The organism is Bacillus sp. JHAA (assembly GCF_036961585.1).
Taxonomy (GTDB): Bacteria; Bacillota; Bacilli; order Bacillales; family Bacillaceae; genus Bacillus; species Bacillus velezensis.
In genome coordinates, this window is the sequence record NZ_JBAMDE010000001.1 from 669,703 (window position 1) to 684,054 (window position 14,352).

Consider the following 14,352-nt stretch of genomic DNA (forward strand, 5'->3'; position numbering starts at 1 on the left):
TCGCCCCTAATCATTATTTTTCCTAATCATTTAGATCATATAAATATATTTTACTAATGATTAAGACCGCAGTAAAGTGGAGTTATCAAGATAATGGGAAGTGACTGAGATGAAGATGGTAAAAGGTGTTTCAGTTACCGCAGGAATTGCGTTTGCGGCTTTCTATGTCAGCCGCCTGCCGTTTTTTCATATGTTCGGAATGCTTGTCCTTGCAATGCTGATCGGCATGCTCTGGCGCGCCGTATTCGGACAGCGGGCGGCATTAGAGCCGGGGATCGCGTTCTCAGGCAAATACTTGCTGAAAGCAGGCATCATCCTGCTTGGCATGAGACTGAATCTGGCGGATATCTATCATGCGGGCTGGCACGTATTTGCAATTGCCGTCTGCTGTATGATGTTTGCGGGTGCCGTTGTATACGGACTGTCCCGGCTGTTCCGTATAGATCAGACACTCAGCACGCTGACAGCCTGCGGCACAGCGATCTGCGGAGCGGCTGCCATTGCCGCGATCGCGCCGCAGATCAGATCAAATGAAAATGCAGCCGCCATCAGCGCGGCCGCCGTTTCGTTATTAGGAACCGTTTTTACTGTTGTATATTCTCTTGCTTATCATGGATTGAGCTTTTCTCCTGCGGCTTACGGAGCCTTTTGCGGGGCAACGCTTCACGAGGTGGCGCATGCGGCGGCGGCCGGCAGCGCCGGAGGAAAAGCAGCCGTCGAGATGGCGGTGATCGTCAAACTGACCCGGGTCGCGCTGCTCGTCCCGGCCGCATTCATGCTCGGATTGCGGGCGCGCCGCAGCGGAAAGTCAAAGACGGCTTCTGCCGCTTCGCTCCCCATCCCCTGGTTTATCTTCGGATTTCTCGGAATGAGCGCCATCCATACATCAGGCGTTATTTCAGCCTCGTTTTCCGCGTTTCTTGTTCAAGTGTCTTATGTTTTCATCGGCATGGCGATGGCGGGTCTCGGTTTGAAAGTCCATATATCGGCGTTTCGTCATAACGGCTGGCGGGCGCTCGCAGCAGGCTTGATCGGTTCTCTCTGTTTGTCCCTGTTCGGCTGGGCCGCAGTGACGTTTTTTCTATAAAAAAAGCCGGCCCTCATAAAGGCCGGCTTTTGCGGATTACAGCGCTTGAGCAGCCGTAATTAACGCAAGATTGTAGACGTCTTCCGCATTACATCCTCTGGAAAGATCGTTTACAGGCATATTTAATCCTTGCAGAATCGGTCCGACCGCTTCAAAGCCGCCTAAGCGCTGAGCGATTTTGTAGCCGATGTTTCCTGCTTCAAGGCTTGGGAATACAAATACATTCGCGTCTCCTTTAATGTCGGAGTCCGGCGCTTTTTTCTCCGCGACAGACGGCACAAATGCAGCGTCGAATTGGAATTCGCCGTCAAGCGTAAGCTCAGGCGCTTTTTCCTTCGCAATTTTCACCGCTTCAGCCACTTTGTCCGTCTCGTCTGATTTCGCCGATCCTTTTGTAGAGAAGCTGAGCATGGCAACGCGCGGGTCAATGTCAAACATTTGAGCCGTATTGGCGCTTTCAATGGCGATTTCGGCAAGGTCCTGACTGTCAGGAGCAATGTTGATCGCGCAATCAGCGAACACATACTGCTCGTCACCGCGGGCCATGATGAAGACGCCTGATGTTTTTTTCACGCCTTCTTTTGTTTTGATGATTTGCAGTGCAGGGCGCACCGTATCAGCAGTAGAATGTGCAGCTCCGCTGACAAGTCCGTCTGCGAGACCTTTGTACACAAGCATCGTGCCGAAATAGTTTTCGTCCAGCAAAGCTTTGCGGGCCTGTTCTTCCGTCGCTTTGCCTTTGCGGCGTTCTACGAAAGCCTGAACGAGTTCTTCCATGCCTTCATATGTATGCGGGTCAAAAATGTCCACGCCGTCAAGCGTAAGATTTAATTCTTTCGCTTTTGCTTGAATGTCTTCTTTATTGCCGACTACGATCGGCTTTAATACCTTGTTGCCCGCCAAGTTGTTGACCGCAACCAGGATACGTTCGTCCAACCCTTCAGGAAATACGATTTTCACATCTTTTCCTGCGACTTTTTCTTGTACTTTTGTAAATAAATCTGCCACGATATACCCTCCTCTATGTTGACAAAAAACGCTTACTTTTACAGCATACTCTTCTTCCAGCTAAATTCAAATAACCAACTTCTATTATAGCGCTTTCAAAAAGAAATCTTATTTTTCTAACTAATTTAATTGACCGTTTGTTCACGGCATAGTTTCTGACACAAGGCTTCGGATTATTCAAGGTTTCTCCACAGCCGAAACGGTTAAACTGTGATATAGTGAAGGCATCAATGTAATGAAAAGATATAGGAGTGAAGATACATGAGTGAGCAGCAAAAAACGAACGAAGCCGCCCAAACGCTTGACGGCTGGTACGCGCTTCACGATTTCCGCACAATGGACTGGACGTCATGGAAGATGTTATCCAGCGATGAGCGCCTGTCGATTATTCACGAATTTACGGGACTGCTTGAAAAATGGGGCGTCGCCCAAAAAGAAGGCAAAGGCTCTCAAACCATCTACAGCATCGTCGGACAGAAAGCTGATTTTATGCTGATGATTCTTCGCCCGACAATGGAAGAGCTGAACGAAATCGAGCTTGAATTTAACAAATCAAAGCTTGCTGAATTTACAATCCCGGCTTATTCTTACGTGTCCGTGGTTGAGCTGAGCAACTACCTCGCAAGCGGAGAAGGCGATCCTTATGAAAATCCGCATGTCCGCGCCCGCCTGTATCCTGAGCTGCCGGAAGCGAAATACGTCTGCTTCTATCCGATGGATAAAAGAAGAAGCGGCAATGACAACTGGTACATGCTTTCTATGGATGAACGCAGAAACCTGATGAGAAGCCACGGCTTGATCGGACGAAGCTATGCCGGCAAAGTCAAACAGATTATCACGGGATCTGTCGGTTTTGACGATTACGAATGGGGCGTCACGCTCTTCAGCGATGATGTGCTTCAGTTCAAAAAACTTGTTTACGAAATGCGCTTTGATGAAGTCAGCGCGCGCTACGGCGAATTCGGTTCATTTTTTGTCGGAAACCGCTTGTCTCTCGACACGCTTCCGAAGTTTTTGCACGTGTAATAAGTTGTTAAAGCCTGATTTTAAAAATCAGGCTTTTTTCAAAAAACTATTGACAAAATATTGAACCTAATGTAAAGTTTACTTTACGTAAAGCGCACTTTACTTACTGAGCAATTGTTGTATCGAAATGAGGTGAAATATGAGTGAAAAATCGGTTAAAAGAAATTAGACAGAGGCATTCTTATTCACAGGAAACGTTAGCCTTGAAATTAAAAGTGTCCAGACAAACCATCATTTCAATTGAGAATGGGAAATATAATCCCTCCCTGCCCTTAGCTTTGAAAATAGCAAAGATTTTCAAGGAAAGTGTAGAGAATATATTTTTGTTAGAGGAGGAATAGAAATGAAGAAGAACTTTTTTTTAATATCTTTTGTTTTTTTCATTATCGTCTCGGGAGCTTTTATAGCACTATCAATATTTACGCAAACAAAATTACCTTCAATAACTTTTCCCATCTTAACTCTTTCAATAATAAGCTTTGTTCTATGGGCTACCTTCCCATCATTACCATTAAAAAGAGATGAACGAGGAAAGTTTATAATACAGAAGAGCTTAGCCTATACTTTTATGCTAACCTTAATTTATCTTTTCATTTTCTTGACAATATTTTATTTTAATTTAATCAACCTAGACAAAGAACAGATTTTACTCTTATTTTCCTCGTTAGTTATAAGTACAGCATTTATATCGATCCTCATTCTAAATAAGAAATACTAACAATTAATACTGAAAGTTAGTTAAATTAATTCTTTTTTGAAAGCTTTTACTATTATTCCAACTCGAGAACGTACATTTAACTTTTTACGTATTTTTGCTATATGATATTCAATAGCTCTTTGAGAATAACCTAATTGTTCAGCTATTTCTATATTGGATTTTTCTTTAGCTATTAGATCAATGATTTCACTCTCTGTTTTCGTTATATTGTTCACCTTTGAAAACCCCTTTAAAACAAAATCTTTGGAACCACGCTACCATACATTAGGTCCCTTTATTTATAATTTAAAAACGATTGACTGAGCCCAATATTTACTTGATCTTTATAAAAAATTAGCAGGGGATTGCCCTGCTAATTTTACAAATTTAAAATTTACTTTTACATCGTCCATAACAAACTCCTATTACAGAACCAGTTGCAACATCAGCTGCCAACAGACAAGCATAGCAACCAGCACCAGCAGTGCTAGCACAAGCAACACCACATAGTGTGGCTAATGCAGCGATTGCCCACGAAGCAACCCCTTGTCCCGATAAACAAGAATTAAAGCAGTTCCACCATTGCTTAAACCCCTGAGAAGACATGTTTTTTGTTAAATCAACTTTTTCACCATTGTCTTTAATAACAAAACCTGATTCAACTTCTCCAGATTTATTAATTTCAGCATTATAAATGAGTTTTTTATTTTTAATCACCTTTGAAGCAACTTTCCCAGATTTCTCCCTTACACCAAATAAAGAGTAGTCTTCTATAATTTTACCATTTTCATCTAGTATAACGATAAAATTGCTATCTTTTTCGACGTTTTCTCCTTTTAAAGGATAATATGCATAATAAAGCGTTTTATTTCCATAATTATCAACTTTCATCATATGTCTTTTGCTGTTATCAAACTTTATGTTTTTGCTGTACTTCTTCATCAACGCCAGTTTTTCATCTTTTTTTCCCCAATCTTTAATCCAGTCATCAATTTTTAATGTTTCAGATTTGGATGCTCTACTTAATTTTTCATCTCCTGGCTCATAATCCGCTGATGCAAAATTAGGCAATATACACGAAATTGCCAATAAGATTGATAAAGTCAACAGTAGGTAGTGCTTTGCATCCCAAATTTTTTTAATCATATGATCTCTCCCTTTCCTTTTTTTGTAATCATAATATAAAAAAATTGCGGTTAACCGAAAATATTTATATATTCAATATTTCCTTAAGATTAAGTACAAAGAACTTGGGATCAAAAACAAAACCTCTCTGAAAATCGTTGAATAACCAATAGTTTCTGCGTTTCCATTACCAAAACAACCACAACCATACGGAAAATATCTACCGAAATTAGCTATTAACAGAATAAGAAATATTGTGATTAACAGTTTATAAAATATTACAAAAAAATATCGAAATCGTTTCACCCAGATCAAAAACGCAATCATTATTTCAATAATGGGGACTGCAAACCCTACTATTAGATACATTGACTCGGGTATGTATTGATAATATTGTAGTGAAAATATAAAACTATATACGTCAAATAATTTCATAAAACCAGAATACAGCATTATTATTGATATGATTGCTACGGATACATGCTCAACTTTCCGAATTAAAAAAGTTTTTATATTTATTCTTAGTCTGTTCCCCTTCAATTCTATTAGTTTCCCTTCCATTTTTATAAACGACTAATGTCGGTGTTTGATTTATCTTATAACTTTCCCAAGATTTTTGATCACCTTCGATGTTTAATATAAGGAATTTTCCGTTTATTCTCTCTCCCATCGGAATAAGATATGGTGAAACCCTTTTACAATGAAGACAATTTATTTGATAATAGTATACAAATACGTGATTTTGATCTTTTATTGCATTTCTCACTTCATTTGTAGTAGCCTGCCCAGCATATAAATTATCTTTTTTTTGATAGATATTTGATGCAACTGCTATCAATGAACAAAATATTATAAGGATTGATATTACAATAATTATGCGCTCCTTTTTTTTCATTAAAACTAACCTCCTTTTTAATTTTTTATTCTCTTTCCCGGTTTGTTTTTTGAATATTTTATATGCTAACGTAAGGATTCTTTTTATAAAAGGGTATTTTTTACCATTTCATATATTATTTCAAAATTGATTCTATACTGATTAATGAAATTTTTATTTCAACTAAGGTTAAGTTCACTTATTATTTTTTCTTTACCAGAATTTAAATAAAATTTGCTATTTTTATCATTTTTTTTTACGATGTAAAGGAGATTCCATTTTGGTAAAGGGGTGCAGACAGTTGTCAAAACGAACCGCGTTTATTATGGGAGCCAGTCAGGGGATCGGCAAAGCGATCGCTCTGAAACTGGCGGACAATGGCTTTCATACCGTCATTAATTCACGAGTTCCCGAAAATATCGAATCGGTAAAAGAAGAGATCCTCGCCAAACATCCGGATGCGGGCGTCACCGTTCTGGCCGGGGATATGTCGGACCAGAAGACAAGAGCCGGCATTTTTGAAGAGATCAGATCACAATGCGGACGGCTTGATGTATTGATCAACAACATTCCGGGCGGCTCGCCGGATACCTTTGAAAACTGCGATATAGAGGATATGACAAATACCTTTACGAATAAAACGATCGCCTATATCGACTCTATGAAAACGGCCGCAGCAATCATGAAACAGCACGAATTCGGCAGAATCATTAATATCGTCGGAAACCTATGGAAAGAACCCGGCGCCAATATGTTTACCAACAGCATGATGAACGCCGCTTTAATTAATGCCAGCAAAAACATCGCCATTCAGCTTGCGCCTTTTCACATTACTGTCAACTGTCTGAATCCCGGGTTTATCGCCACAGACCGTTATCACCAATTCGTGAAGAATGTCATGAAGCAAAACGGCATTTCTAAAGCGGAAGCGGAAGAACGGATTGCCTCAGGCGTCCCGATGAAGCGTGTCGGAACTGCGGAAGAAACCGCGGCGCTGGCTGCCTTTCTTGCCTCTGAAGAAGCCTCCTATATTACCGGACAGCAAGTATCAGCCGACGGCGGCAGCATGAAAAGCATATAATAAAAACATCCCGCTCTCAGCGGGATGTTTCTTGTAATGAAGGAAAGGACAAACCGAGCTTTTGAATCCGCAGCACGAATTCCCTTAAATCACCCTGTTTTGCCACCATTGATATTCTGACATAACGCTTTCCGCCGCTGCCGAAAATCTCGCCGGGCGTCACGACAACATGGGCATGCTCCAGCAAATAGTCCGAAAACTGGTGTGAAGACTCGAATTCATTCGGAATTTCAGCCCATACATAAAAAGTCCCTTTCGGTTTTTCAATGCTCCAGCCTAATTCCTTTTCACATAACGCCGTGAAAAAGTCAATCCGTTCTTTATATGTGCGCTTCAGACGCTCGGTATGCTCAGGATTTCCTGACAGCGCCGCCGCTGCCGCCTGCTGAAGACCGCCGAACATGCCGACGAAGACGTGATCCTGAAACTCATTGACCGCCTGAATGATTTTCTCATTCCCCACGGCAAATGCCATTCTCCAGCCTGCCATATTGAAGGTTTTCGAAAATGAATAAAGCTCCGCGCCGACCGTTTTCGCTTCTTTCGCCTGAAGAAAGCTGGCCGGATTCTGATCAAATTCGAACGCGCCGTATGCAAAATCGTGAATAAGGTGGATGTCATGTTTTTTTGCAAACGCTGCCGCTTTTTCATAAAACGCCTGATCCGCAGTCGCGCCCGTCGGGTTATTCGGGTAATTCAAAAACATCAGCTTGGCTTTTTTCAGGACGGCGGGATCAATCCGCTCAAAATCCGGCAAATAGCCGTTTTCCGGATGAAGCGGCATCTCATGCAGCTCCGCTCTGGCCATTGTAATGCCCGATAAATACTCAGGGTAGCCTGGGTTCGGGACTAAGGCGATATCGCCGGGATTCAGCAGGCATTGCGTCAAAACGTACAAACCAGCTTTCCCTCCGCCGAACAGCGCGACTTCTGTCTCCGGATTGACCGATACCCCGTACTCTCTCTCATAAAATTCCGCGATGGCTTCTTTCAGAAACGGATAGCCTCTGAACGGGCCGTATCCGTGATACGAAGGATTCAGCGCAGCCTCCCGCAATGTTTCAACGATATGCGGCGGTGTGGGGAGATCGGGATTCCCCTGCCCGAGATTAATGATCTGGGCTCCCGTTTTCTCCATCTCTTTTACCTTTTGAAAAACGAGCGAAAATTCCTGTTTCGGAAGTGTCTTGATGACGTCGGACGGTATGATTTCCATCTGAAAGGCTCCTTATAAATGAATTTGCTCTGATTCGTTATTCCGTTCTGAAAAGGATTTATTGACCAGTTTTGTATGCAGAAACAGCCCGCTGACCAAAAGGACGATAAACGCCATGATGACTGCCGCGTCTACAATGTTGATCAGCATGGAACCGACGGCGATGCACAATCCGATGGAGGCCTCCGCCACCGAAAAAATCCGGCCCTGAATCTGGTTCGCCGCGTTCTCCTGAACTTTGACCTTCGCCAGCACCTCACCGTATTCCATTGCGATAAAGAAAAGAATGGCGGCAATGACTGACACGGCGAAAATCGGGGTAAACAAAAACAGCGCAAGCGAGACGATCGATAACACTGTAAAATACATCAGCCCTTTATTGTTGTTAAAGCCCCATTTGCTGACAAGAGCGGCACCGATAAAGCCGCCAAAGCCGATACAGAACGTCAGGATGAAATTGCCGATTTCCCCGTCGCCTAAAAAGCGGCTGACAATCGGGAAATAGCTGTAGACGACACCCCACAAAAGCGCCATCGTAATCATCGTGAACATGGCATTTAACACAAAAGCATTTGTTTTGATTTCCTTCAGGCCTTCTTTAAACGACTGAAAAGCTTCTCTCACGTTTTCTGACTGAATCGGCACGTATTGAAGCTTAATGCGGCTGATGAAAAACGCGGAGACAAGATAGGTCACCCCGTTAAAGGCGACGGCAAGCTCCACAGAACCGCCTAACAGAAAAAGTCCGCCGGCTGCAGCGCCGACAATAATCGAAATCGTCGTGGCTTTTGCAAACAAAGTGTTGATATTTTTAATATCCGCTTCTAAAGACGACATGACCGCGAGACGTGCCGGGTTAAAAAACACGCCGCTTCCGTAAGAAACAAACAGCAGCGCCAGAAAAAGCAGCGGATATTCGCCTTTCGGGAGAAATGTCAGCCCCAAAAAGATGACGCCTCTGATCACATCCGTCCACAGCATGATTTTCACCCTGTCGAGCCGGTCCACGAGCACGCCTAAAAACGGCTGAAACACCATCGGAATACTGCGGACCGCGATGACGCCGGACGTCACCCAGTAGTCGTGATAGTATGTAGACAAAATGAGCAGAGCCGGGAGAACGCAATAGTCTCCCATAAACGAAAGCGCCTGCCCGAAAAGCAAATACTTAGAGTTCGGTTTCAGCTGTTTCATACCGGTAACGCATACTTTGCAGTCAGCTTCGCCTGCTGCTGAATTTGTTTGATTGATTCGGCCACGTCACCCGAATTGCTTCCTTTCAGCTCGAACGCCGCAATGCTGTTGAACGCTTCGAACAGCCGCAGATCCACGGATGTACCCGCCTCGGCCGCCGAGAAAGAAACGATTTCGGTGTCTCCCTTTAAGACGCCGTCGGGAATGTCAATGCTTTCAATGACGAAATCGACAGCCGTCTCAGGCAGCTGGCCGTTCTCTTTGAAATGCTGAGGATACAAGTGGCAGTCGGCGACATAGCATGGCTCCTGCTCCAATAATCCTTTCGGCAGATCGGCTTCTTTTCCGAAACAGAGAACATCCAATAACAGCTGCGCCATATCGACGCCGAAGACCTTTTTAATATTCGGAATCATGTTCCAGCCCGCAAATCGTGCCGCTGATTCAATCAGTCCGGCTTCCCGGTTTTTCATTAATTTAATCTCTGTATGTGTTGCGCAGTTTTCGAGGCCGAGTCCTTCATTCGCCTTTTTGGCTGCTTCGACGATTTTCCGCTTCGCGTCATCATCCAGGATGGACGGCGTAATATGCGATGTCTCCGTGAATCCGATTTGCGGTGTTTTATCATGAATTGCGACAGGGAAGTATTCTCCGTCGGCCATGATGCCTTCTATGCTGATATAGTCGGAATAACCGCTTGTTTCGTACCAGTCGTCATACTCGCCCTGCAAAAATTCTTCCGCGATAAACGGCGCTTCAAACGTGACCGCTTTCGGTACGTTGATCGACTTCAGGTATTCATTGACTCTGTTAAATTCGGCTTCTGCCGTTTCCATCTCTTTGATAAGCGTCACGCCGATGGAGCTCGCCAGATATGTAGGCTTCAGAATGAGCGGCGTTCCGATTTCCTGAAGCGCGGCGCGGAAATCTTCCAGCGTCGTCACCCGTTTGTTTTTGATAGACTTGACGCCGGCCCGGTTGAAGGCGGCTCTCATTTTGTTTTTATCTCTGGCATTTTCAGCGGCCTGTATGCCCGCTCCCCTCAGGCCGAGACGTTCACACGCTTTTGCCATCGGAGCGATAAACAGTTCATTGTTGGTCGTAATGGCGTCAACCGCGAACATGCCGGCCACCTTGACGATTTCTTCGACTACTTCTTCCTCAGGTTTGTCATGATCTTCATGAGCCCAGTAAATCGAATCGGGATGCTCAAAATCAGCCAGACTCTTAAAATAGTCTTTATCTTTTATGACCGCGACCGAGTATTTTTCAATTAATGCCGCATGAGAGGCTGTAATTGCAAAAGGTCTCGGAATAAAGCTGACGAGGTTGTATTTTTCGGCTGCGCTTTTGTAAAACATATGCGGCGGGCATCCCCCAAGGTCAGCGATAACCAATACTGTTTTTCTCTCCATATGTAAACACTCCTTCTCTATTGTGCGGTGTATCCACCATCTGCGGTGATCGCGCTTCCGGTCATATAGCTTGATAAATCCGACGCGAGAAACAGCATGACGTTCGCTATTTCTTCAGGCTTGCCGAGTCTCAGCAGCGGATTGACTTTCGCTTTTTCTTTTTTGATTTCTTCAAGCGTGCCTTCGTTGTTTTCAAGGAACGACTTTTCATTCAAAGGTGTGTCAATGATTCCCGGGCACACGCAATTGACGCGGATGTTGTGTTTGGCGTAATCGACGGCCATCGAACGCGTCAGCTGCAATACGCCGCCTTTAGAGGCGTTATATGCGGGAATGTCGGGCCATGCAACGACTCCTCCGACGGAGCACGTGTTAATGATGTTGCCCTTGCCGCTTTTGAGCATATACTTGAGCGCGTGCTTGCTCATAAGAAACATGCCCGTCAGATTGACGTTGAGCACCTTGTTCCAATCGCTCAGCTCCATCTCATGAATCGGCGCGACAATTTCGATGCCGGCGTTATTGATTAACACGTCCAATCCGCCGAACTTGTCCGCCGCTGACCGGATGGCGTTTTGACATGCCGGCTCATCTGTAATATCCGTCTGCACAAAATGCAGCCTGTCATTGTTTTCTTTCCTGATCATCGCTTCTCCCTGCGCCTCATCAATATCCGCGACGACCACATTCACCTGCTGATTCAGAAACGCCTGAACCGCGGCATAACCGATGCCTGATGCGCCCCCTGTGATGAGGACGGTTTTATCCGTCAGGTTCATGACTCTTTCGCCTCTAATTTTTTCGCTTTTGCTCTGTTATAGCGCGGAGGGAAAAAGATATTGACTGATTTTGAATCTTTTTCAAATCTGTTGATGGCGCCGTGATCTTCTCTCGGATCGCAGAAATAAGCTGTGCCGAATGTCATATCCACTTTGCAGCCTTCAATGGTCATATCATAGCCGCCGCCGATGCAGATGCCGATTTGTTCATTGCGGTGTTTATGGAACGGCATTTCTCCCCCGTTGCCCGGAATGTTGGCAAGCATGATTTCCACCCAGTCTTCCACGAAGAACGTGACTTCCATACCGGGCAATAAGTCTCTCGTTTTAAAAATATTCAAAAAATAATCTTCAGGGCTTGTGTAGGTTTCACCGGCTTTCAGGCGTTTAATATCAATGGCGATCACTTCTTGATCCGTCTCATTTCTTGCGCCGTGAGGCACATTAGGAGGCGCGATATAGGCTGATTCCAGCGCTGTCATCTTTCTTGTGACATCTCCGACAGTCATGGACAGCTCGCCGGAAACGACAAGGCCGATTTGGACTTCCTTATGCTGATGCGGTTCCACGTTTGTATGCGGCGGAACGTAAGAAAGCAGAACTTCCGTATCTCCTCTGACGGACGAATATTGTCTTACTCCGTTATCCCATTCTATTAATTTAGGCGTCGGGAAATAAAGTTCCTGCAAATCTTGTTCAGTTTTCATCATGAATCTCTCCTTTTCCGAATAATGACCAGCTCATGGGAATGCTTTTAAATGTTTTGACAAAGTGAAGACCGTACTTTTGTCTGGCCAGCTCATTTGTCAGCGCGATGTCGGACAAACCGTCCTTCACTCTTTTCGCGGCTGCGCTCGTTGAGTTCACCAGATCAAACGTGACATCTTTACGGGTAAAATACTTAATCAAATTGATAGGAGACGGGTGGGATACGATGACAGTCTGATCAAGCATGTCATCCGTATATTCAAAACCGGGCCGGACAGCCAGGCCGTACATCGGGGTGTCGCACCTGAAAATTTGCAGAAGCTGCAGATCCGGTCTCATGTAGAAGTGCTTAATGCCGTCATACGCGTGAGGCACAATTGTGTATTCCAGCGGACTTTGAAGCGTTTTTTCAATGCACGATTCAAATGTATCATGCAGCGATAATTTGCTGTTCACCCCTTGGAGAAGGGTGAAATTGGTGATGAAGTTTTTTGCTGCGTACTCACTGCTTGTCCCTTCAGGACCGAGCGTGTTGATCGTAATCAGTTTAGATATTGAATAAGCCTTGCTTTTTGTTTGAATGCTATTATCCAATATAATCATGAGCACCAACCAATCTGTTAAATTTTAAGTAAATATTATCCATAGATGTTCAAGCTGTCAATATTATTTGAAAATATTGATAATTATTCCTATATATTAGAAAACACCCTATGACATAGGGTGTTAAAATTAACATTTATAAAATTATAGAAACTTTATTTTACCGATACAATGTTTGGTCGGCCTGATGCTCATATTTCCCATACTTTCTGTATGCGAAAACGCTGAGGACAAAGCCGATGAGGGTGACGGCCGCACAAATAAATCCGACAGCTGCATATCCGTATCCGACATAGACCGGACCCATGACAGCAGAACCCAAGGTGACGGCCAAATTGGACGCCAGACTGTAAAATGCCATGATTTTGCCCCGGCGGCTCTGTGAGCAATCACTTAAAATGGTGCTGAGCAAGGTCACCGTCAGGCTTTGCATCAATCCCCAGACGAATAACCCGATGACCAAAAACGGCATTGATGACGGCGCATAGGCGAGACAGGAAAGCCATATGCTGATCACGGCCAATGCCGCGATCAAAGAGCGCATTTTCCCCGCCTTATCTGCGATTTTTCCGGTGAACACGCTCATGGAAAAACCGATTCCGTACACCATGATCAGCAGCCCTGAAGCTGTATTCCCCCCCGACAGGACGCGGTGAAGATATGTGCCGAGAAAGGAATACATGCCGTAAAAACCGATCATGTTGCAAAAAGTGATCGTGAGGTATACAGGGACACGGGGCACCTTCAGCGCATCCCGGAAAGTGCCTGCCTGCTGTCCGTTTTCCTCTTCTGTTTTATCCCCATCCGCCGTGCTGCGGCGCGCCTCAATGAAAATGAGCGAAGCAACGAGGACAGACATCATGGCGAAAATCCAAAACGTCCACCGCCAATTCAAAACACCGCCGATAAAAGAGCCGATCGGAACACCGAAAATCAAAGCGAGCGACCAGCTTGACACGATCAGACCCATCACCTTGCCGCGGTACGCATAAGGCACACGGTCGCCGACCACCGCATATGCTGTCGGCACAAACGCACCCGCCGCGAGCCCGGAAAGCGCCCTGCCCAGAAAGAAGAAAAAGAGATTGTGCGCCAGCGCGCAGATCACCGTGCCGGCCGTAAATATAAGCAGCCCCGCCAGCAGGCTGAGTTCCCGGGAATATTTATCTCCCAGCGGAACGAGAAGCGGCGCCCCGATAAAAATCATCACTCCGTAAATACTGATGGAAAGCGCCAGCACACTGACATCCGAGCTGAAAGCCTGCGCTAAATCCGGAAGCAGCGGAGAAATCACCAGCTCTTCAGAACCGGCGGCAAATACGCCTAATGTCAAAGCAAGCGCGAGACAGATCGGAAATCGGCGTTTCGTTTCGATGTGATCGGTTTGTTTGCTGTTCATGCTCTTTGAACACCTCTTCCGTAAAACTTTTCTACCTTTTGTTGTTTTATAGTTTAGCATCCTTATGTTTCATTTTACATTTCACATGAAAACTAATTCCAATTTTTTATTTACATTCAGATTTTAAATAAAATATTTAG

At 44.6% G+C, this 14,352-nt stretch carries 16 protein-coding genes; 4 read left to right on the plus strand and 12 right to left on the minus strand.

What is annotated here, in order from left to right; translation table 11 throughout:
- Positions 1–109 precede the first annotated feature (109 nt).
- Positions 110–1,087, plus strand: a complete 978-nt coding sequence (locus tag V7728_RS03445; protein WP_099567172.1) for a YeiH family protein — start codon at positions 110–112, stop codon at positions 1,085–1,087.
- Positions 1,088–1,123: 36 nt separating this feature from the next.
- On the opposite strand, the gene pta is transcribed toward V7728_RS03445, so the two are convergent.
- Entirely contained in the window at positions 1,124–2,095 is a 972-nt protein-coding gene (gene pta / locus V7728_RS03450; protein WP_003151012.1) for a phosphate acetyltransferase, read from the minus strand.
- Positions 2,096–2,356: 261 nt separating this feature from the next.
- Here pta and hemQ point away from each other — a divergent pair, with 261 nt between their 5' ends.
- Positions 2,357–3,121: a hydrogen peroxide-dependent heme synthase gene (hemQ, locus tag V7728_RS03455; RefSeq protein ID WP_003151011.1), complete on the plus strand. Its 765-nt coding sequence runs from the start codon at positions 2,357–2,359 to the stop codon at positions 3,119–3,121.
- 143 nt (positions 3,122–3,264) lie between these two features.
- Entirely contained in the window at positions 3,265–3,462 is a 198-nt protein-coding gene (locus V7728_RS03460) for a helix-turn-helix transcriptional regulator (protein WP_017418693.1), read from the plus strand.
- Between the two features lie 397 nt (positions 3,463–3,859).
- Here V7728_RS03460 and V7728_RS03465 read toward each other — a convergent pair whose 3' ends face one another.
- The 4 genes from V7728_RS03465 to V7728_RS03475 all read right to left on the minus strand — a co-directional run bounded on the left by V7728_RS03465 (position 3,860) and on the right by V7728_RS03475 (position 5,838).
- The gene (locus V7728_RS03465; RefSeq protein ID WP_017418691.1) at positions 3,860–4,054 is read right to left on the minus strand and encodes a response regulator transcription factor; all 195 of its coding nucleotides are present in this window, start codon (positions 4,052–4,054) and stop codon (positions 3,860–3,862) included.
- 151 nt (positions 4,055–4,205) lie between these two features.
- The gene (locus tag V7728_RS03470) at positions 4,206–4,964 is read right to left on the minus strand and encodes a hypothetical protein (protein WP_098081862.1); all 759 of its coding nucleotides are present in this window, start codon (positions 4,962–4,964) and stop codon (positions 4,206–4,208) included.
- Between the two features lie 72 nt (positions 4,965–5,036).
- Positions 5,037–5,504: a MauE/DoxX family redox-associated membrane protein gene (locus tag V7728_RS20455; protein WP_145956853.1), complete on the minus strand. Its 468-nt coding sequence runs from the start codon at positions 5,502–5,504 to the stop codon at positions 5,037–5,039.
- Positions 5,428–5,838 (minus strand): thioredoxin family protein, encoded by a 411-nt coding sequence (locus tag V7728_RS03475; RefSeq protein ID WP_098081863.1) that lies wholly within the window; start codon positions 5,836–5,838, stop codon positions 5,428–5,430. Before V7728_RS03475 ends, V7728_RS20455 begins: the two co-directional genes overlap by 77 nt.
- Before the next feature lie 280 nt (positions 5,839–6,118).
- On the opposite strand from V7728_RS03475, the gene V7728_RS03480 reads away from it, so the two are divergent.
- Complete coding sequence (locus V7728_RS03480) at positions 6,119–6,898, plus strand: SDR family oxidoreductase (RefSeq protein WP_007407669.1); 780 nt, start codon at positions 6,119–6,121, stop codon at positions 6,896–6,898.
- A gap of 16 nt (positions 6,899–6,914) precedes the next feature.
- Here V7728_RS03480 and V7728_RS03485 read toward each other — a convergent pair whose 3' ends face one another.
- The 7 genes from V7728_RS03485 to V7728_RS03515 all read right to left on the minus strand — a co-directional run bounded on the left by V7728_RS03485 (position 6,915) and on the right by V7728_RS03515 (position 14,212).
- Positions 6,915–8,114, minus strand: a complete 1,200-nt coding sequence (locus tag V7728_RS03485) for a pyridoxal phosphate-dependent aminotransferase (protein ID WP_021494772.1) — start codon at positions 8,112–8,114, stop codon at positions 6,915–6,917.
- A gap of 12 nt (positions 8,115–8,126) precedes the next feature.
- Positions 8,127–9,308, minus strand: coding sequence for an MFS transporter (locus V7728_RS03490; RefSeq protein ID WP_007407671.1), 1,182 nt, complete (start codon positions 9,306–9,308; stop codon positions 8,127–8,129).
- On the minus strand, positions 9,305–10,723 hold the full coding sequence (locus tag V7728_RS03495; RefSeq protein WP_099567173.1) for an ATP-grasp domain-containing protein: 1,419 nt from the start codon (positions 10,721–10,723) through the stop codon (positions 9,305–9,307). The genes V7728_RS03490 and V7728_RS03495 overlap by 4 nt, the downstream gene beginning before the upstream one ends.
- A 17-nt stretch (positions 10,724–10,740) precedes the next feature.
- Positions 10,741–11,502 (minus strand): dihydroanticapsin 7-dehydrogenase, encoded by a 762-nt coding sequence (bacC, locus tag V7728_RS03500; RefSeq protein ID WP_099567174.1) that lies wholly within the window; start codon positions 11,500–11,502, stop codon positions 10,741–10,743.
- The gene (locus V7728_RS03505) at positions 11,499–12,209 is read right to left on the minus strand and encodes a cupin domain-containing protein (RefSeq protein WP_003151000.1); all 711 of its coding nucleotides are present in this window, start codon (positions 12,207–12,209) and stop codon (positions 11,499–11,501) included. The genes bacC and V7728_RS03505 overlap by 4 nt, the downstream gene beginning before the upstream one ends.
- Positions 12,199–12,813: a bacilysin biosynthesis protein BacA gene (locus V7728_RS03510; RefSeq protein WP_015418458.1), complete on the minus strand. Its 615-nt coding sequence runs from the start codon at positions 12,811–12,813 to the stop codon at positions 12,199–12,201. The genes V7728_RS03505 and V7728_RS03510 overlap by 11 nt, the downstream gene beginning before the upstream one ends.
- Positions 12,814–12,973: 160 nt before the next feature.
- Positions 12,974–14,212 carry an MFS transporter gene (locus tag V7728_RS03515; protein ID WP_099567175.1) on the minus strand — a complete coding sequence of 413 codons (1,239 nt, stop codon included), beginning with the start codon at positions 14,210–14,212 and terminating at the stop codon, positions 12,974–12,976.
- Positions 14,213–14,352: the final 140 nt, after the last annotated feature.